At 62.6% G+C, this 17,923-nt stretch carries 18 protein-coding genes, 1 other RNA gene and 1 riboswitch; of the genes, 9 read left to right on the forward strand and 10 right to left on the reverse strand.

The features are described 5' to 3' along the window. Positions 1–16: 16 nt before the first annotated feature. Positions 17–769 (forward strand): uroporphyrinogen-III C-methyltransferase, encoded by a 753-nt coding sequence (gene cobA / locus P3T22_RS11440; protein ID WP_063497823.1) that lies wholly within the window; start codon positions 17–19, stop codon positions 767–769. Between the two features lie 53 nt (positions 770–822). Here the strand turns inward: cobA and P3T22_RS11445 are convergent, their stop codons facing one another. The 3 genes from P3T22_RS11445 to lptF are packed head-to-tail and all read right to left on the reverse strand — an operon-like array spanning position 823 to position 3,464. Then, positions 823–1,203, reverse strand: coding sequence for a sirohydrochlorin chelatase (locus P3T22_RS11445; protein WP_063495037.1), 381 nt, complete (start codon positions 1,201–1,203; stop codon positions 823–825). An 11-nt stretch (positions 1,204–1,214) separates the two neighbouring features. Next, entirely contained in the window at positions 1,215–2,363 is a 1,149-nt protein-coding gene (lptG, locus tag P3T22_RS11450) for an LPS export ABC transporter permease LptG (protein ID WP_063495038.1), read from the reverse strand. A 3-nt stretch (positions 2,364–2,366) separates the two neighbouring features. Next, positions 2,367–3,464: an LPS export ABC transporter permease LptF gene (lptF, locus tag P3T22_RS11455; protein ID WP_429325016.1), complete on the reverse strand. Its 1,098-nt coding sequence runs from the start codon at positions 3,462–3,464 to the stop codon at positions 2,367–2,369. 137 nt (positions 3,465–3,601) lie between these two features. Here lptF and P3T22_RS11460 point away from each other — a divergent pair, with 137 nt between their 5' ends. The 3 genes from P3T22_RS11460 (at position 3,602) to P3T22_RS11470 (ending at position 6,455) form a co-directional block, all read left to right on the forward strand. Next, positions 3,602–5,173, forward strand: a complete 1,572-nt coding sequence (locus P3T22_RS11460) for a leucyl aminopeptidase (RefSeq protein WP_429325017.1) — start codon at positions 3,602–3,604, stop codon at positions 5,171–5,173. Between the two features lie 52 nt (positions 5,174–5,225). After that, a complete protein-coding gene (locus P3T22_RS11465; RefSeq protein ID WP_063495041.1) occupies positions 5,226–5,642 on the forward strand; it encodes a DNA polymerase III subunit chi in 417 nt (138 codons plus the stop codon). A 93-nt stretch (positions 5,643–5,735) separates the two neighbouring features. Beyond that, a complete protein-coding gene (locus P3T22_RS11470) occupies positions 5,736–6,455 on the forward strand; it encodes a DUF2486 family protein (protein WP_429325018.1) in 720 nt (239 codons plus the stop codon). A gap of 83 nt (positions 6,456–6,538) precedes the next feature. Here P3T22_RS11470 and P3T22_RS11475 read toward each other — a convergent pair whose 3' ends face one another. Beyond that, positions 6,539–6,880, reverse strand: coding sequence for a c-type cytochrome (locus P3T22_RS11475; RefSeq protein ID WP_063495043.1), 342 nt, complete (start codon positions 6,878–6,880; stop codon positions 6,539–6,541). A gap of 182 nt (positions 6,881–7,062) precedes the next feature. Beyond that, positions 7,063–8,736 (reverse strand): dihydroxy-acid dehydratase, encoded by a 1,674-nt coding sequence (ilvD, locus tag P3T22_RS11480; RefSeq protein ID WP_063495044.1) that lies wholly within the window; start codon positions 8,734–8,736, stop codon positions 7,063–7,065. A gap of 215 nt (positions 8,737–8,951) precedes the next feature. On the opposite strand from ilvD, the gene P3T22_RS11485 reads away from it, so the two are divergent. After that, positions 8,952–9,932 (forward strand): LysR family transcriptional regulator, encoded by a 981-nt coding sequence (locus tag P3T22_RS11485; RefSeq protein WP_063495045.1) that lies wholly within the window; start codon positions 8,952–8,954, stop codon positions 9,930–9,932. Positions 9,933–10,065: 133 nt separating this feature from the next. Next, positions 10,066–10,971, forward strand: coding sequence for a prolipoprotein diacylglyceryl transferase (gene lgt / locus P3T22_RS11490; protein WP_429325019.1), 906 nt, complete (start codon positions 10,066–10,068; stop codon positions 10,969–10,971). A 93-nt stretch (positions 10,972–11,064) separates the two neighbouring features. On the opposite strand, the gene P3T22_RS11495 is transcribed toward lgt, so the two are convergent. From P3T22_RS11495 to P3T22_RS11515, 5 genes are all read right to left on the reverse strand, one after another. Then, positions 11,065–11,796 (reverse strand): SIMPL domain-containing protein, encoded by a 732-nt coding sequence (locus P3T22_RS11495; protein ID WP_429325020.1) that lies wholly within the window; start codon positions 11,794–11,796, stop codon positions 11,065–11,067. Positions 11,797–11,996: 200 nt separating this feature from the next. Then, positions 11,997–12,455, reverse strand: coding sequence for an EVE domain-containing protein (locus P3T22_RS11500; protein WP_063495048.1), 459 nt, complete (start codon positions 12,453–12,455; stop codon positions 11,997–11,999). 103 nt (positions 12,456–12,558) lie between these two features. Then, positions 12,559–12,740: non-coding RNA, 6S RNA (gene ssrS / locus P3T22_RS11505), on the reverse strand. 110 nt (positions 12,741–12,850) lie between these two features. Further along, the gene (locus P3T22_RS11510; RefSeq protein WP_063495049.1) at positions 12,851–13,165 is read right to left on the reverse strand and encodes a cell division protein ZapA; all 315 of its coding nucleotides are present in this window, start codon (positions 13,163–13,165) and stop codon (positions 12,851–12,853) included. Next, positions 13,162–13,518 (reverse strand): hypothetical protein, encoded by a 357-nt coding sequence (locus P3T22_RS11515; RefSeq protein ID WP_063495050.1) that lies wholly within the window; start codon positions 13,516–13,518, stop codon positions 13,162–13,164. Before P3T22_RS11515 ends, P3T22_RS11510 begins: the two co-directional genes overlap by 4 nt. Before the next feature lie 207 nt (positions 13,519–13,725). Next, positions 13,726–13,982: riboswitch (cobalamin riboswitch) on the forward strand. Between the two features lie 91 nt (positions 13,983–14,073). On the opposite strand from P3T22_RS11515, the gene P3T22_RS11520 reads away from it, so the two are divergent. Genes P3T22_RS11520 through P3T22_RS11530 form a run of 3 tightly spaced genes read left to right on the forward strand, consistent with a single transcriptional unit; the run spans position 14,074 to position 17,888 of the window. Further along, positions 14,074–15,963, forward strand: a complete 1,890-nt coding sequence (locus P3T22_RS11520; RefSeq protein ID WP_429325021.1) for a TonB-dependent receptor domain-containing protein — start codon at positions 14,074–14,076, stop codon at positions 15,961–15,963. Positions 15,964–15,990: 27 nt separating this feature from the next. After that, positions 15,991–17,052, forward strand: coding sequence for a FecCD family ABC transporter permease (locus P3T22_RS11525; RefSeq protein ID WP_429325103.1), 1,062 nt, complete (start codon positions 15,991–15,993; stop codon positions 17,050–17,052). Then, a complete protein-coding gene (locus P3T22_RS11530) occupies positions 17,049–17,888 on the forward strand; it encodes an ABC transporter ATP-binding protein (protein ID WP_429325022.1) in 840 nt (279 codons plus the stop codon). The genes P3T22_RS11525 and P3T22_RS11530 overlap by 4 nt, the downstream gene beginning before the upstream one ends. The last annotated feature ends 35 nt before the right edge of the window (positions 17,889–17,923 follow it).

Genomic DNA, 17,923 nt, shown 5'->3' on the forward strand with positions numbered 1-17,923 from the left:
AATGGGGTTAAGGCGAATGGGTAAGGTGTATCTGATCGGTGCGGGGCCAGGGGCCGCGGATCTCATCACGGTGCGCGGCGCGCGGCTGCTCGGCATGGCGGATGTGGTGTTGCACGACGCGCTGGTTGAGCCGGCGATGCTCGATTATGCACCTGCTCATGCGCGGCGGATTGCGGTGGGCAAGCGGTGTGGTCAGCTTTCGACGGCGCAGCAGTTCATCAACAAGCAGATCGTGGATGCGGCTTTGGAGCACGATGTCGTGGTGCGCCTGAAGGGCGGCGATCCGATGTTGTTTGGGCGTGCCGATGAGGAGATGCGGGCGCTTGAGGCTGCGGGGATCGAGTATGAGGTGGTGCCCGGGATTACGGCTGCGCTGGCTAGTGCGGCTTCGTTGAAGCGTTCTTTGACGCTTCGGGGTGTGTCACGGAGTGTGGCGTTGGCTACGCATAGCCGGGCGGCTGATACTGAGGCAATTCGTGAGCAGGTGAATGCTGATTCGCTCGTGTTCTATATGGGGCGGGACAGTGGGCCTGAAATCGCTCAGCAATTGATTGACGCCGGGCGAGATGGCGCGACTCCCGTGGCAATTGTCGAAGCGTGTAGTACGGCTCGCGAGCGGACGCTCACTCTCACGCTTTCGGCGCTCGCGTGTGGCGAGGCTCAGCAGTGGCTTGATGCGTCGCAGCCTAGTCTTTTGATGATCGGGGAGGCTTTTGCTGCCCGGCAGCAGGTGGGCCGCTCCGCGGATGGGCTTTTAGTCGCGGCTTAAAAAGGCCAACACCGCGGGTGTACAACCAAAGCACCGCGAGTGCCAAAAAGAAATCAAACCTGCCGAAGGCAATATTCTGTGACAGCGTCCAACACAGATTCATCCTCGCCAACGGCAACAGCGCACTTGATCTCGACAGACGGATACAACCCGCGACACCGCTCGATCACCGCAGGAAGATCCTTCCTGACGTGCCCGCCTTGCCCAAAAAACACCGGCACAACAGTCACAACAGCACACCCGCCGGAGACGAGAGAACCCACAGCAGTAGGCAAATCCGGCTCCATCAACTCAAGAAAAGCCAGCAAAACCGGCCCAGCGCCAGCATCAGAACGGCGGGCAGCCCGCACCTTTTCGGCAAGCCTCTCAAACGGTTCCCGCCAGCGCGCATCCCTCGCGCCGTGTCCAAACAGAACAAGCCCATGCGCAGCCATGACGAAGGCTCCTAATGGCGATCCACCCACTTCAACCCGACCAGGCCAAGCACCAGATAAACCAGCCCGGGCGTAGCCGCAGTCAACGGCGCGGGCCACGTATTCAACGTGCCAATATGCGAGAACAGCGTGTTGAACAGCTGGAAACTCATCCCCAGCATAATCCCGCCGAAAACCTTCACGCCGACCACGCCGGCGCGCGTATGCAGATACGCAAACGGCAGTGACAGCACCAGCATCACGAACACCGCAAACGGATACAGCAGCTTGCGCCACAGCGCAATTTCATATCGCTGTGTGTCCTGGTGATTCTCGGTCAAATGCTGGATGTAGCGGAACAGATTGAACATCGACATCCGGTCCGGCGACACCAGCAGCACCGACAGAATTTGCGGCGTCAGTTCCGAACGCAGCGAATATTCGGGCAGCGCCACCTGCTTTGCGCGATACACCGGATTCAACGCATCGGACGGCGTGCCCGGAGGAGGGGGCACGTCGATCAGTTGTGTGTCGGTCACGCCGGTCAGTTGCCAGTGGCCCGGTGGCTGGTACCTGCCGCTTTGGGCGATCCGCACATTGGACAAACGGAACTTCGAATCGAATTCGTAAATCCGCACGTTGCTGATCGTCGCGTCCGGCTTCAATTCGCCGACATTCACGAAGCGCGTCACCTGTTCGCCGTCCGCGCGCGCGGTGAGCGTGTCCTTCACCCAGACGCCCGACTCGAAGTTGCTCGATACCGACGACCCCAGTGCCTCGAGCCGCACGCGTTCCGACAACTGATCCGTGTACGGACCGACCACTTCGCCGATGATATAAGTCAGGAACACCAGCGGAATGCCGATCTTCATGAGCGAGCGCAGTGCCTGATTGGTGGCGAGGCCGGATACGCGGAAAATCGTGTACTCGGAGTTCGCCGCCATTTGCGCGAACACGTAGATCGCGCTGATCAACGCAGCCACCGGAATGATTTCGTAGAAGCGCGACGGTGTTTGCAATGCGACGCGCAGCACCGCGTACTGGAACTTGTAGTTGCCGTGGCCGACGGAGTTCAGTTCGTTGATCAGGTCGAAGAAAAAGAACAGACCCGAGAACGCGAACAGAATAAAGACGAACGTGAGGTAGACCTGACGCGCGAAGTACTTTTCATAGATGCGCATCGGTCAGGCCCCCTGCGAACGGCTGAACATCGCCCGCGTGAATAGCGGCCGGTTGCGCACGCGCAGCCAGAAAATGAACACGACGATCGCCGCCACGATAATGTGCAGGCCGACCAGTCCAACCCCGAACGACATCCTGCCTTGCTCGATCCACGACTGGACCACGTTCAACAGATTCGAATACGTCAGATAGATCAGGACAGCCATCACCAGATTGATTGTGCGGCTGCGCCGCGGGTTCTGATGCGCAAGCGGAATCGCCAGCAGCATCAGGTTGATCGCGATCAGCGGCAGGCCCGCGCGCCACGCGAATTCGGCGAGGTTGTCGTTGGTCGGGTCGCGCAGCAGCGCGGGGGTGGACAAGCCGGTCGTAGTCGGCGTATTGATCACCGGCTGGCTCTGGATCTTCACGCCGTAGCGTTCGAATTCCATGATGCGGAAATCGGGGTGGCCCGGTTCGCCGTCATAGCGGCGGCCGTTTTCCAGCACGACGAAGCGGTCGCCGTTCTTGTGTATTTCGGTGTGGCCTGTCTTCGACACGACCACGTTGAGCTTGCCGTTTTCCGTGCTGGTCACGAACACGTTCTCGACGCGTGCCTGGTCGGGTGACATCTTCTCGATGAAAAACACCCGGTGGCTGGCAGCCGATTCGCGGAACTGGCCCGGCGCGAGGAGCGAGACTTCGTCGCGCTGCTGGAAACGCGCGCGCAGCAGCTTGCTCTGCTGGTTCGACCACGGCCAGCCGACGAACACGAAGAACATGATGAGAATGATGATCGGCGTGGCGAAGATGCCGATCGGCTTGATGAAGCGGGTCAAGCTGACACCCGAGGCGAGCCAGACGACCATCTCGGAGTCTTTGTACCAGCGGGTCAGGACGAACAGAATCGACACGAACAGGGTCGCGACGAGCATGATGGCCAGGTAGCCAATCACGGTCAGGCCGATCAGGACCAGCACGTCGCGCGGATCGATCTCCCCCGAGGCGGCGAGGCCGACGATGCGGATCATCATCGTCGTCAGCACGAGCGTGAGGAGAACCATGAACACGGCACCAGCCGTATACGCGAGTTCGCGCTGGAGGGAGCGTTCGAAGATCATTATTGGTGAGGAGAGGGGGCGCTCTCAGTGACGCGCGGGTTGTTTCCCTTTACGCCTCCGGTGCAGCCGCCGCGGGAAAAATAGCGGATAATTGCGGCTTTCATCCTAAGCCCAGATTTTATCCGAGGACAAGCGCGATGGACTTTAGCATAAAAGCCTGTGATTGGACCAAAGGCTCGTCAAACGGTTTCCTGACCGGGAAATCCGATTGCATCGTAATCGGCGTGTTCGAGTCGCAAACGCTCTCGGGCGCTGCACTGGAGATCGACGCGGCTACCAAGGGCCTCCTGACCCGCATCATCAAGGCCGGCGACATGGACGGCAAGGCCGGCACCACGCTGTTCCTGCACGAAGTCTCAGGCATCGGCGCTTCGCGCGTGCTGCTGGTCGGGCTCGGCAAGCAGGATGCTTTCAGCCAGAAAGCCTACGGCGAAGCCGTGCGGGCCGCCTGGCGCGCGCTGCTCGGCACCAAGATCGTCCAGGTCACCTTCACGCTCGCCCAGCTGCCGATCCTCGAGCGCACGGCCGATTGGGGCGTGCGCGCCGCGATTCTCGCGCTGCGCGAGCTGACCTACCGCTTCACGCAGATGAAGAGCAAGCCGGACAACGCGGCGCGCGCCTTGAAGCGCATCGTGTTCAGCGTCAATACGGGCGACGAGAAGGCCGCCAAGCTTGCGGCCAAGCAGGGCGCCGCGCTCGCCAACGGCATGGATCTGACGCGCGACCTCGGCAACCTGTCGAGCAACGTCTGCACGCCGACCTACCTTGCCAACACCGCGAAGAAGCTCGGCAAAGACTGGAAGCTGAAAGTCGAAGTGCTGGGCGAGAAGCAGTGCGAGGCACTCAAGATGGGCTCGTTCCTGTCGGTCACGGCGGGCTCGGTCGAACCGGCTCAGTTCATCGTGCTGCAGTACCACGGCGGCGCCGCGAAGGCCGCGCCGGTGGTGCTGGTCGGCAAGGGCGTCACGTTCGACACCGGCGGCATTTCGCTCAAGCCGGGCGAAGGCATGGACGAGATGAAGTACGACATGTGCGGCGCCGGTTCGGTGCTCGGCACGTTGCGCGCCGTCGCCGAAATGGGCCTGAAAATCAACGTGGTCGGCATCATCCCGGCTGTCGAGAACATGCCGTCGGCCACCGCCACCAAGCCGGGCGACATCGTCACCAGCATGAAGGGCCTGACGATCGAAGTGCTGAACACGGACGCCGAAGGCCGGCTCATCCTGTGCGACGCGCTGACCTATGCCGAGCGCTTCAAGCCGGCAGCGGTGATCGACATCGCCACGCTCACGGGCGCCTGCATCATCGCGCTGGGTCATCACAACAGCGGTCTGTTCTCGAAAGACGACGCGCTGGCGGGCGAACTGCTCGATGCATCGCGTGAAGCATCCGATCCGGCCTGGCGCATGCCGCTCGACGAGGAGTATCAGGAGCAGCTGAAATCGAACTTCGCGGACCTCGCCAACATCGGCGGCCGTCCGGCGGGCAGCGTGACGGCGGCGTGCTTCCTGTCGCGCTTCACTGACGCGTATCCGTGGGCGCATCTGGACATCGCCGGCACCGCATGGAAGAGCGGCGCGGCGAAGGGGGCGACCGGCCGTCCGGTGCCGTTGCTCGCGCAGTTCCTGATCGACCGGGCCGCGGACGGTAGGGCCGCTGACGGTCGGGCCGCGGACGGCGGGGCCGCGGACGGTCGCGCTGCACAATGACGCGTTGCAGTAAGGTTGCGGGCGTCGCTGCAGACGCAAAGCGGAGCCGCCGATGACGAGAATCGATTTTCACTCGAACGTCGGCGATTCGCTGCTGTATGCCTGCCGCCTGATCCGCAAGGCGTATCAGGCGGGCCAGCCGACCATCGTACTGGCCGAGCCCGAGCGCCTGCGGGCTTTCGACGAACAGTTGTGGACGTTCTCGCCACTCGACTTCGTGCCGCACTGCATGGCGGGCTCGCCGCTAGCCGCGCAAACGCCAATCGTGCTGGCTTCGAGCCTCGATGATGTGCCGCACCATCAGGTGCTGCTCAACCTCGGCGCCGCGGTGCCGGCGCAATTCGCGCGCTTCGAAAGATTGCTGGAAGTGGTCGGCAACGCACACGCTGAACTCGCGGCGGGCCGCGAACGCTATCGTTTCTATCGCGATCGCGGCTATGCTTTGAACAACTACAAGCAAGGCAGCTAGGTCTCGTTCCGCCTGTGCCGCGTGGTGTTTTGTCGGATGGATTCGACGTGTGCGCGGCCTGCTTCAGCTTGGACTCAAACACGGAGAGTGCGCGTGTCCGATCCTAACGATAGTTCGATCCCGGTTCTAAACGAGGTTCTCGTACCGGGCAAGCCTGCCGAGGCACGTCCTGAGCCGGGCGGCGCGGTGGCGCCGGCTACGCAGCCGGTATCTGATCCTGAGACTGTGCGAGAACCGGTGTTCGCGCCGGAGCCGAGGCGTGAGCCTGAGCCGGTCCTTACTCCAGAATCCGGGCACGAGCCAGAACCCGCGCCTGCACCGGAAACGTTGCACGCGCGGCAGGAGCCGACGCTCGCGCCGGAGCCCGCGCATGTGTCAGAGCAGGCGCATCCGGTGGAGCCTGCTCATCCGAAAAAACGCTCGAGGGCACACCACGCGGCCGATCACCGGCGCGGACATGAGCCGGCCTTCGCGCCGTCAGCGGGTGTCTTCGATCGGGCTGAACCGCATGCGCCGATCGAGGCGGGCGCGATCGTGCCACCGGATATCGCTTACGAAACACTTGCACAGCCGCAGCCGAATCTCGATGCCGACGTTATCGCCGAACGTCTGCGCGGACGGTTCGTGGGTTTTCTGACGGGCGAGGGGCGCGGCATCATCGAAGCACGTTGCCGCGAGGCGTTGCAGGATCACACTTCGTGGCTCGTCAACCAGATCACGCGCGAAGTGGCGCTGGCTCTGGAGACTGAATTGACTGGCTGGGTAAGGGAAGCGGTCGATCAGGAGATCGCGCGGCGCTCGGGCAGCGCTTGAGCATGGCGGGAGGCGCACCCTTATCCGGGCGTGCTCACCGCTTTCATCAGGCCGCGTTCATTTGAGTCTTCTTCAAGCGTCAATTATTTAAGGGTCATCACCCAGTTCGCCAGCGTAGCCGCCTGATCGGGCGTGAGTTGCGTATTCGCGGGCATCGCCACCCGGCCCCACACGCCCGTGCTGCCGTCCAGAATCTTGTGCTTCAGATAGGCGGCGGCATCTTCGCGGCCGGCATATTGCGCGGCGACGTCATGCAGCGCCGGTCCCATGAATGGGCGCGTCACCGAGTGGCAACTCATGCAGTTCTGCTGCTGGGCAAGCGCGAGGCCCGCGGAGGCCTCCGCGTGCGCCGCGGGACTGCCGGCGCCTAACGTAGCGCTCAGCACGCCGGCCGCTGCAAGCGCCGCATACGACGTTGATTTCATTCTGGTCTCCGCCGGCGCAGGTGCCCGACTCGTAGTGCACGCATTATAAAAGGAATGGGGCGCACGGTTTCCCGTGCGCCCCATTGCGCTTTTACGTAGCGTGGATAGCTTAAGTAGCGTCGAGCGGTGCTTTTGATTCGCCCCGAGGAAGCGAGGCGAATCAGCGCGTGCCCGATGTGCGCTTAGCCCGTCACTGCACCCTTGTTGGCCGGCAGTGCCAACGCGGAGTACTTCGCCAGCACGCCACGCGTGTAACGCGGCTTCGGCTGTTGCCATGCGGCGCGGCGGCGCTGCAGTTCGGCGTCGTCGATGTTCAGTTGCAGGAGCAGCTTGTGTGCGTCGATCGTGATCGAGTCGCCTTCCTGCACGAACGCGATCGTGCCGCCCACGAATGCTTCCGGCGCGACGTGACCGACCACCATGCCCCATGTGCCGCCCGAGAAGCGGCCGTCGGTGATCAGGCCGACGCTTTCGCCGAGACCCTTGCCGATGATCGCCGAGGTCGGCGCGAGCATTTCCGGCATGCCAGGGCCACCCTTCGGACCGAGGTAGCGCAGTACCACCACGTCGCCGGCGACGATCTTGTCGGCCAGAATGGCTTCCAGCGCGCTTTGCTCATCGTCGAACACGCGGGCTGGGCCCGTGATGACCGGGTTCTTCAGGCCGGTGATCTTGGCGACCGCGCCGTCAACCGCCAGGTTGCCCTTCAGGATGGCGAGGTGCCCTTCCTTGTACAGCGCCTGTTCGATCGGGAAGATTACTTGCTGATCGGCGCGCGGCTTGCTCGGCACGTCCTTCAGTTCTTCAGCGATCGTCTTGCCGGTGATCGTCATGCAATCGCCGTGCAGCAGGCCTGCGTCGAGCAGAATCTTCATGACTTGCGGAATGCCGCCCGCCTTATGCAGATCGGTCGCGACGAACTGGCCCGACGGCTTCAGGTTGCAGATCACCGGCACTTTCTTGCGCATGCGCTCGAAGTCTTCGATGCTCCATTCCACTTCCGCCGCATGCGCGATGGCGAGGAAGTGCAGCACCGCGTTGGTCGAGCCGCCCGTCGCCATCAGGACGGCCACGGCGTTTTCGATCGATTTCTTCGTGACGATGTCGCGCGGCTTCAGATCCTTCTTGACCGCTTCGACCAGCACGCGTGCCGATTCGGCTGCCGAGTCGACCTTTTCCTGGTCGGGATTCGCCATCGTCGACGAGTACAGCAGCGACATGCCCAGCGCTTCGAACGACGAGCTCATCGTGTTGGCGGTGTACATGCCGCCGCACGAACCCGTGGACGGGCATGCGTTCTTTTCGACCCCTTCAAAATCTTCCTGCGACATCCGGCCGGCCGTGAATTCGCCCACGGCTTCGAACGACGACACGATGGTCAGGTCGGTGCCCTTCCAGTTGCCCGGCCGGATCGTGCCGCCATACACGTAGATGCTCGGCACGTTGGTGCGCAACATGCCGATCATGCCGCCCGGCATGTTCTTGTCGCAGCCGCCGATCACGACCACGCCGTCCATCCACTGGCCCTGCACGCACGTCTCGATACAGTCGGAGATGACCTCGCGCGACACCAGCGAGTACTTCATGCCTTCGGTGCCCATCGACATGCCGTCCGAGATAGTCGGCGTGCCGAAGATCTGCGGATTCGCGTCGGCACCCTTGACCGCGGCGACCGCTGCGTCGGCCAGACGCTGCAGGCCGGCATTACATGGCGTGATGGTCGAGTGGCCGTTGGCGATGCCGATCATCGGCTTGTCGAAGTCGGCCTTTTCGTAGCCGAGTGCGTAGTACATCGAGCGGTTCGGTGAGCGCGCCACGCCTTGCGTGATGTTCTTCGAACGACGGTTGTATGCCATGGGGAACTCCAATCGGTTTTGTTTTGATCTGTGCTGCGTGTTCGGGGCTCAGGTGTTGCCGCAGGGGCCGCGCCTGCGCTGCCAATGCGTTGCCGGCGGGTTCGGCCGGCGCGTCAGTTCAGTTTAGTTCCGACGCGTCGCGCAAGGATGCAGTTTTGCGAAGCGCGTGTCCAATATATTATTCAGGCTCTATTAGGTCGTAAAATGTATTAATTATGCTGCCTGCCATTCCTGACCTGCGCCAGTTGCGCTATTTCGTGACCGTCGCCGAAGAAAAACACTTCGGGCGAGCGGCCGCGCGCCTTTCCATGACGCAGCCGCCGTTGTCGCAGGCGATTCGGGCGCTGGAGGAGACACTCGGCGTCGAGTTGTTCGCGCGCACCAAGCGCTCGGTCGAACTCACACCGGTGGGTGCCGATCTGTTGCCCGAGGTTCAGCGCCTGCTGGCGAGCGCCGAGGGCCTGCGGCCGTTGGCGCAGAGCCTCGCGCGAGGCGAGGCGGGGGTGCTGTCGCTGGCCTTCGTCTCGACGGCCGATTACGGCCTGCTGCCGTTGCTGTTGCGCGATTTCGGCGCGCGCCATCCACGGGTGCGCCTCGAACTGACCGAAGCCACCAGCGACGTGCAGGTCGACGAACTGGTGGCCGGGCGCATCGATGCAGGCCTCGTGATCGCGCCGCTGCCGTCGCGCCATGCCACCCAGCTCTCGTGGCTGCCGATTGCCCGCGAGCCGCTGGTGATCGCGATGTCGACGGAAACGGCGGTGCGCGCGGGCAGCGCCGCGGGGTCCAAGGCCGACCCGCACGCCGAGTGGCTGGACACGCCGATCAGCCTGCGCGACGTCGCCGACGAGCCGCTCGTGATCTTCCCAAGACGTTTGGCACCAGGCTTTTATGACATCATTATGGATTGCTACGGCGTGGCGGGCCTTGCACCCCGGGTCGGCCAGGAGGCGATCCAGATGCAGACGATCGTGAGCCTCGTGTCGGCCGGAATGGGTGTCGCACTGGTGCCGCAATCGTTACGTAACCTGCGCCGCACCGGCGTCGTGTACCGGCCGCTCTCCGAATCTGTGCCGGCGATCGAGACGGGACTGGTCTGGCGCACGGCGGAGGTGAGTCCGGTGTTGGCCGGCTTCATCGAGATCGTGCGAGCGCATGCCGTCGTCGAAGCGCAGTTCGCTGATTCCCGTGTTTAGGCTCGACGCTGGCGCGAACGCATTGCAAACCGAACCGTCCAACGCAGGCGCCGCATGGTGCGCAAGCCGCCGGTTGCTACTTGAAAATCGACTAGAAATCCGCTTCTGAACCTGAACTGCCCATAACAACACGATGCTCATTCACCCGAATTTCGACCCCGTTGCCATTCATCTGGGGCCGCTCGCTGTGCGCTGGTATGGACTGATGTACCTCGTTGCGTTCATCGCGGCGATCGTCGTCGGCCGGTTGCGGCTGCGTTTGCCGTATGTCGCCGCGCAAGGCTGGACCGCTAAAGATATCGACGACATGCTGTTTTACGGCGTGCTCGGAACGATTCTCGGCGGCCGGCTCGGCTATGTGCTGTTCTACAAGGCGAGCTTTTACTTCGCGCATCCGCTCGACATCTTCAAGGTGTGGGAAGGCGGCATGTCGTTTCACGGCGGCTTCCTCGGCGTGACCTTGGCGATGGTGCTGTTCGCGTATCAACGCAAACGCTCGTGGCTCCAGGTCACCGATTTCGTTGCGCCGATGGTGCCGACCGGGCTCGCGGCAGGACGTCTCGGCAACTTTATCAACGGCGAGTTGTGGGGGCGTGTGACCGATCCGTCGGCGCCGTGGGCGATGCTGTTTCCAGGCGCCGCGCCGGACGACGCGGGGTGGCTCGCCGCGCATCCGCAACTGGCCGCGCAATGGCATCTGAACGAAGTGTTCGCGCAATATCACATGCTGCCGCGTCATCCGTCGGAGTTGTATGAGATTGCGCTCGAAGGCGTGGCGCTGTTTTTCGTGCTGTTCTTCTTCTCGCGCAAGCCGAAGCCGGTGGGCGCGATTTCCGCGGTGTTTCTGATCGGCTACGGCCTCGCGCGCTTCACGGTGGAATTCGCGCGTGAACCGGACGACTTCCTTGGGCTTCTGGCAATGGGCCTCTCGATGGGCCAATGGCTCTCGCTGCCAATGATCCTCGTGGGCATCGGCATGCTGATTTGGTCCTATCGCCGTGCGCGGCGAGAATCGGCGCAGGCGGTTAGCGCGAACTGAGCACTGCGCTTATCGTAGTGATCAGCCAATGAAAAAAAGCCACAGCATGACGTGGCTTTTTCCTTTTCAGCGGTATTTCAAGCGGCAATCGTGTTACTTCATCTGCACCGAGCCCGACACGTTGACCGTCACGGTCGACGTTCCGCCTTCGAGCGGTACCGGCGCGGATGCCTTCGCATCGGCGCTCATGGCACGCGCGCTCATCATCATCATTGGGCGAGGCATGACGCCGTTGTGCCCGACGTTGACCTCACGAATCGAATAGCCGTTGTAGCCGAATGCCTGCGCCGACGAAGCGGCTTGCTCGCGGAACGACTTGATGGCTTCACCGGTGAGCTTCTGCTCCGCGGCACGCTGTGCTTCAGGCGATAGTGAGAACTGCACGTTGCCGACCTGCATGATCGATGCCATCTGGCCTGCGAGTTTCGACGCCGCGGCGAAGTCGTGCGATTCGAGCACAACTTCAGTACGGCCGCGCCATGCGGAAATGCGGCCGTCACGATCGGTGGACGGGTAGATTGAGAAGGAACCGGTACGGGCCGTTACACCGTTCAGCCCCTTGGCTTTTTGCAGCGCTGCATCGGCGCGCTGATTCAGCGTGGAGGTGAGCGCGGACGGATCGCTCGCTTCCTGCTCGTAGAACAGCGTGATATTGACGACGTCTTGCGGCACTTCCGCGCTTGCCTGCGCATTCAGCGACAGTACGCCCGCCGGCTGATACTGCGTGACGCTCTGCGCGCGGGCCATGGCCGGTGTCAGCGCGAGCGCGGCAGGGGCGGCGCATATGAGAGCGAGCGCGAGTGCACGTGCGGTGTTTTTCGTCATGCTTGGACTCCTTGCTTGAACAGGTTGTGCACGATTGGAGCGAACGCCATGCAATGGCACAACGTTTGCGAGTCCGTTAGGCGCTTGTAACCTGAGCTTGGTTCCCTAATTTGACGTTCGCTCAAGGTTTGCTTTCATCCGCGCACAGATGTATGTGCGCATGACTCAACCGAGCACGGGTCGCATGTGCGTACGCATCGTCAAACAAGACGTTTGGTGATGAAGCGCCATTCGGCTTCGGTCACCGGCGTGATCGACAGGCGGTTGCCTCTGGCGAGCACGCGCATGTCCTTCAATTCCTCATGCTCGCGCAGCGCGGCAAGCGGAATCAACGGAATCTTCTTCTTGAACACCACATCGACGAGTAGCCAGCGCGGCGTTTCCTGCGACGACTTCGGGTCGTAGTAGGGACTCTTCCTGTCGAACTGAGTCGGATCCGGATAGGCGGTGGACGATACCTCCGCGAGCCCGGCGATGCCCGGCTCAGGGCAACTCGAGTGATAGAACAGCACGCCGTCGCCGACCTGCATCATGTCGCGCATGAAGTTGCGCGCCTGATAGTTGCGCACACCAGTCCACGGCAATGTGTGCTGCGGTGCCTGAGCGAGATGGTCGATGCTTGCTTCGTCCGGTTCGGACTTCATTAGCCAGTAGCGCATGAATCGAATTGAACGTGAGTGAACGTTACGGGTTTGATACAGCAAGAAAAATCGAGGCCCAAAGAAAAACGGCACCGAACCGAAGTCCGATGCCGTTTTGAATAAGGTCCCCGCCTTAGCCGCTAGGCCGGCATCCTGAACCGGGGGTTCAGAATTGGTCGCAGTTAGCAGCACTTCGGGTACATCAGACAGAGTGACGCGCACACCCGTGCTACAAATTTCCACAACCGTGCACATGGCATTGGTTCAAGGAATATATGACCTTGGCGAACCAGGCAGGGAAGTCAAACCGATTGAACTCAATCGCTTGCATGAGCCTTCGCTCATGCATTCCGCTTGAATCCGTAGCCGATCTCAGGACCGGCCACTTGAAACTGTTCGAGACTGCTGGGTACTTACTGCATGCTGTACTGCTGAATCACAGTACCCAGTTGTTCGTTCATTTGGTGCATTGTACGCCGGATTTCTTCCGCGGGAAATGCTTCCCCGTGTCGCACGCTCGTTTGCAGCTTAAGCAGTTCCGATGCCAGCGACAGCGCAGCCATGACGGCAATGCGATCCGTGCCGCGTACGTTGCTGCTATTGCGGATCTTCGACATCTCGGCGTCGACGCGTGCCACCGCTTCGAGCAGCGCGCCTTCAGTTTCCGGCGAGCAGGCGAGGCGATAGGGCACGCCGAGAATCGATACTTCGATCTGCTTGGTGGTCATGCATTTTCTCCATGGCGGGTGACGTCGCTCTCCGCTTCGACCTCATGCGGCGCGGTCTCGAGCAGATCGAGCTGATTGTCCGGCTCGTTGTGCGCGCGAGCCCGCGGCAGCTTTTCGAGGATCGCATTCAGGCGGACCTGTGCGTCGTCGATCTTTGCCGACAGCGCGTCGCGTTCCGCCTGCAGTGCATCGCGCTCCTCACGCATCAACGCGAGTTCAGTGCGCGTGGCCTCTGCTTCGGCACGCGTTTGAGCGAGCTGATCTTCGAGCGCGAGCCGCGCTTCATTGTGGCGTTGGCTGATCGCGATCAGCTTGCCGATATTTTGTGAAAGTGTTTCGAGTTCGGTGAGCATCTGCTGCGTCCTCTAAAGACATTGCATTTTAGCGCGGAATGTCGCAGGTTCCGACAATTGTCTCGTTTCGAGACGTAACAACATCGCTTTATGCAGGCTTTTATCGACCATATGATGAAAAGCACCACGCGCATCGGACAATAGCCTGCACATAACAGATCAGATTGCGCACGGCCTAAGCATTCTTGACGGACCCGAGGGCCGCTCCTAAACTGGCCGCACTCTGGTGCCCGCGCGCGCTTTTCCACAGTGCGCGCAGTTAAACGGGAAGCAGGGCGCGCGTCTCGCCTGAACGCGCGAACCTGCGCTGCCCCCGCAACGGTAAGCGACCGCATTCGTCATGCAGGTCGATCCTGATCGCGTGTTCGAAGCTGAACACGCGAGTGTGCCACTGCGCGTCACGCGTGGGAAGGCGGGATCGATGTGTCGCCAGCCCGGATACCGGCCAGAGGGAGAGGGTCGTCCGCACGCAAACGTTAAACAGCGCGGGCGCCTCGTTACGCATCGGCCTGCGGGGAAGCGGGCCGAGCAGGCTATCCACAGGAATGTCATCCCATGTTGTCCCCTATCGCTCGTGCGGCGTTGCTCGCCTTTGCGAGCCTGCCGCTCGTCGCGCATGCGCAAGCTGCTTCTTCGCCGTCTTCATCTTCATCTGCCGATACGGGGTCTGCCGGTCCGTCACCCACGCTGTTGTCGCCCGTTGTAGTCAGCGCGGAACGCGGGCCGCAACCGCTCGCCGATGCGATCCCGCAGACCACGCTGTTCGACCAGCAGGACATCGCCGATACGACTGCGACCGATTTGCCCGGTCTGCTGCAACTCGCGCCCGGTGCGCAGATTTCGCGCACCGGTGGACCGGGCTCGACGACGAGCCTGTTTCTGCGCGGCGCATCGTCGACGCAATCGCTTTTGCTGATCGACGGCGTGCGGGTCGATTCGGTGAGCCTGGGCGCGCCGCAACTCGCGCAGATTCCGCTCGCCCAGATCGACCGCGTCGAAGTGGTGAACGGCAACGTGTCCGCGTTATACGGTTCGGGCGCAATTGGCGGCGTGGTACAGGTCTTCACGAAAGACGGCGGCGACCATCCACCACGCTTCAATTTTTCGGTGGGCTATGGCAGCTATCACACGCAGACGCAGCAGATGGGCGTGAACGGCGCGCTGGATCAAGACGGCAAGACGACCTTCAGCATCTCGCTCGCGCGCTCGAAAGACGACGGCTTCTCGTCGCTCAATCCGGCAGAGGCGCCCAACGCGAATCCAAACGCAAACGGCTATCTGAACGAAAGCATCTCGGCTTCGCTGCGCCACAAGTTCAACGACAAGTGGGACGCGGGCGTCACGTATCTCCAGTCGAACGGCAATAACAGCTACGACAACGCATACGGCCTGCCCACCGATCTAAACAACCTGTACACCAAAGTGCGCCAGGTGTCGGTGTTCGCGAACGGCAAGCTGACCGACTGGTGGACCACGCACTTCATCGTTGCCGAAGGCGACGACCGCAGCGTGTCGAATACCAACGGCATCTACAACGGCCGCTTCGACACCGACAATCGGCAGTACACGTGGCAAAACGATTTCGCGTTCGCCGCGCAGCAGAACCTGCAGGTCGGCTATGAGCATCTGGATCAGAGCCTCGACTCGGATACCTTCGCGGCGCCCGACCGGCATGTGGATTCGGGCTTTGTCGGTTATACGGGGCGCTTCGGGCGCAACCAGGTTCAGGCCAATCTGCGGCGCGATCAGTATTCCGATTTCGGCGGGGCGAACAGTTACTATCTCGGCTACGGCTTCGACATCAGCGAGCATTGGAAGGCGACCGCAAGCTACTCGGATTCGTTTCGCGCGCCGAGCTTCGACGATCTGTACTATCCGTACAGCGGTAATCCGTCGATCCAGCCGGAGCGCAGCCATTCGATCGAAGCAGCGTTGCAGTACGCCTCGAATGCGCTTGGCGTGATGCGTCTGAGTGCGTTCCAGACGCGGTATTCGAATCTGATCGACTACCCGCAGGTCTCGCCTGGCATTTATCTGGCCGAGAACGTCGGCCGTGCGAAGGCGCAGGGGCTCGAAGGATCGTGGAGCGGCCATGTCGGCAAGACGGATATGCGTGCGTCGGTGACGCTGCAAAATCCCGTCGACCTCGATAGCGATACCGATCTCGTGCGGCGTGCCCGGCACTTCGCGTCGCTGGCGGTGAATCGCAGTATCGCCGGGTGGCGTGTCGGCGGCGAGTGGATCGTCAGCGGCACCCGTGAAGACAGCAGCGGCACGCTGGGCGGCTACGGTGTGGTCAATCTGTCGGCGCGCTACAGCATCACGAAGGCGTGGTACGTCGCCGCGCAGATCCAGAACGTGTTGAACAAGGACTATGAAACGGCCTACTCATATAACTCGCCGCGGCGGGGTGCGTATGTCACGGTTGGTTGGCAGCAGCAATGACGAACGTACTGGCGTGAGAACGTGTCGATGAACCGCGGTTCGAGCCCTATGCATAACACCACGACCACGCTGCGCGTGATGAACGCGAAGCGCGCGGCCGCGATATGGCTCGCGCTCGCGGCAATCGCACTCGCTGTGCTGATGGCGTCGCTCGCGCTCGGCAGCGTGCCGCTCGCACCCGCGCGCGTGCTGGCGGCGCTGCTGCCTTCGCACGCGTCGCATGTCGAGTCCGCCGATCTTGCTGGCGAGATCGTGCGCACGCTGCGTTTGCCTCGCGCGCTGGGCGGCTTCGCGTGCGGCGCGTTGCTTGCGCTGGCCGGTGCGCTGCTGCAGGTGCTGTTGCGCAACCCGTTGGCCGAACCCTACGTGTTGGGGGTGTCGGGCGGCGCGGCGACGTTTGCACTGGTCGCGATGATCGCCGGATGCGCGTGGTGGATCGTCGATGCCAGCGCCTTCGCCGGCGCCTTCGTGTCGATCCTGCTGGTGCTCGGCCTCGCACGCCGCGAGCTGTGGCGGGGCGAGCCGCAGGATACGTCGCCGCGGTTGCTGCTGACCGGCGCGGTGATCGCGGCCGGTTGGGGCGCCGTCATTACCTTGTTGCTCAACCTCGCGCCGGACAGTCGGCTGCGCGGCATGTTGTTCTGGCTGACCGGCGATCTGAACGGTGGCGCGATGCCATGGACGGCGCTCGCCGCGCTCGTCGTCGTACTGGTGGCAATCGTGCCCGCTGCGCCGCGTCTGAATGTGCTGCTGCGAGGCGACGCTGCCGCGCAGGCACTCGGGGTGGCGGTGATGCCGCTGCGCTTGCGCGTGTATCTGGTGGCGTCGCTGGCTGCTGCTGCGGCGGTGACGACGGCGGGCACGATCGGTTTTGTCGGCCTCGTCGTGCCGCATATGCTGCGGCTCGCGTTCGGCAACGATCAACGCATGCTGCTGCCGGCCGCGGCGCTCGGCGGCGGTGTCGCGGTGATGGGCGCGGACCTGATCGCACGTACCGCGATCGCGCCGGCGCAATTGCCGGTCGGCGTGATCACGTCGATCGTCGGCGTGCCGGTGTTTCTGTGGATGCTGTTGCGCAGGCGCCGATGATGAACGTACACAACGCCCCGCTATCCGCGCTGAGCGCGCAACGCCTGACCTTGCGTGCAGGCATGCGCACCTTGCTCGACGCGTTCACGCATACGTTCTACGCTGGCGAAATCTGGTGTATCGCCGGGCCGAACGGCGCGGGCAAGACGACATTGCTGTCCACGCTCGCCGGTCTGGCGCAACCGTCGGCGGGCCATGTCGAACTCGACGGCGTGCATCTCGCCGACTGGCAGCCGTTGCCGCTGGCGCAGCGTCGCGCGTTGATGCCGCAAAGCGCAGCGGACGCTTTCAGTGCGAGTGTGCTCGACATCGTGATGCTGAACCGCTTTCCGCATCTGACAGGTTGGGGGTGGGAGGGCGAGGCGGATCGCGCTGCCGCGCATGCCGCGTTGGATGCATTGGGCCTCGCCCAATTCGCCGCGCGCGACGTGCTGTCGCTTTCGGGCGGCGAGCGTCAACGCGTGGCGCTGGCGGCGGTGTTGTGCCAGGAGGCGCCGTTGCTGCTGCTCGACGAGCCGCTCTCGCATCTGGACCTGCACCACCAGATCGACTGTCTGGAAGCGCTGACCGCCTGGACGCGCGAGCCCCGGCGTACAGTGATGTTTTCGTGCCACGATTTGAACCTCGCACGGCGCTTCGCGACGCATGCGCTGCTGCTCGACGGCAACGGCGGCGCGTATGCCGGGCCGGTGCACGACGTGCTGACACCCATGCTGACGAGCCGCGCGTTCGGTTATCCATTGATTCTGCTTCGCGACGGCGAGCATGAGGCGCTGATTCCGGCGCCGCGCTCGCGTCATGAATCGCCTGCGGCTGATGACATGCCAGCAGGCTAAGCGTTTTGTAAAAACACTCTCTCTTTCAGAAACGT

The organism is Paraburkholderia sp. GAS348 (genome assembly GCF_050434205.1).
Classification (GTDB): domain Bacteria; phylum Pseudomonadota; class Gammaproteobacteria; order Burkholderiales; family Burkholderiaceae; genus Paraburkholderia.

Bases quoted from the DNA above. Each gene is read 5' to 3' on its own strand.
- cobA (WP_063497823.1), top strand. From the start codon at position 17: ATGGGTAAGGTGTATCTGATCGGTGCGGGGCCAGGGGCCGCGGATCTC.
- P3T22_RS11510 (WP_063495049.1), bottom strand. From the start codon at position 13,165: ATGACCACCAAGCAGATCGAAGTATCGATTCTCGGCGTGCCCTATCGC.
- P3T22_RS11445 (WP_063495037.1), bottom strand. From the start codon at position 1,203: ATGGCTGCGCATGGGCTTGTTCTGTTTGGACACGGCGCGAGGGATGCG.
- lptG (WP_063495038.1), bottom strand. From the start codon at position 2,363: ATGCGCATCTATGAAAAGTACTTCGCGCGTCAGGTCTACCTCACGTTC.
- ilvD (WP_063495044.1), bottom strand. From the start codon at position 8,736: ATGGCATACAACCGTCGTTCGAAGAACATCACGCAAGGCGTGGCGCGC.
- P3T22_RS11460 (WP_429325017.1), top strand. From the start codon at position 3,602: ATGGACTTTAGCATAAAAGCCTGTGATTGGACCAAAGGCTCGTCAAAC.
- P3T22_RS11525 (WP_429325103.1), top strand. From the start codon at position 15,991: ATGAACCGCGGTTCGAGCCCTATGCATAACACCACGACCACGCTGCGC.
- lptF (WP_429325016.1), bottom strand. From the start codon at position 3,464: ATGATCTTCGAACGCTCCCTCCAGCGCGAACTCGCGTATACGGCTGGT.
- P3T22_RS11475 (WP_063495043.1), bottom strand. From the start codon at position 6,880: ATGAAATCAACGTCGTATGCGGCGCTTGCAGCGGCCGGCGTGCTGAGC.
- P3T22_RS11530 (WP_429325022.1), top strand. From the start codon at position 17,049: ATGATGAACGTACACAACGCCCCGCTATCCGCGCTGAGCGCGCAACGC.
- P3T22_RS11485 (WP_063495045.1), top strand. From the start codon at position 8,952: ATGCTGCCTGCCATTCCTGACCTGCGCCAGTTGCGCTATTTCGTGACC.
- P3T22_RS11500 (WP_063495048.1), bottom strand. From the start codon at position 12,455: ATGCGCTACTGGCTAATGAAGTCCGAACCGGACGAAGCAAGCATCGAC.
- P3T22_RS11495 (WP_429325020.1), bottom strand. From the start codon at position 11,796: ATGACGAAAAACACCGCACGTGCACTCGCGCTCGCTCTCATATGCGCC.
- P3T22_RS11520 (WP_429325021.1), top strand. From the start codon at position 14,074: ATGTTGTCCCCTATCGCTCGTGCGGCGTTGCTCGCCTTTGCGAGCCTG.
- P3T22_RS11515 (WP_063495050.1), bottom strand. From the start codon at position 13,518: ATGCTCACCGAACTCGAAACACTTTCACAAAATATCGGCAAGCTGATC.
- lgt (WP_429325019.1), top strand. From the start codon at position 10,066: ATGCTCATTCACCCGAATTTCGACCCCGTTGCCATTCATCTGGGGCCG.
- P3T22_RS11465 (WP_063495041.1), top strand. From the start codon at position 5,226: ATGACGAGAATCGATTTTCACTCGAACGTCGGCGATTCGCTGCTGTAT.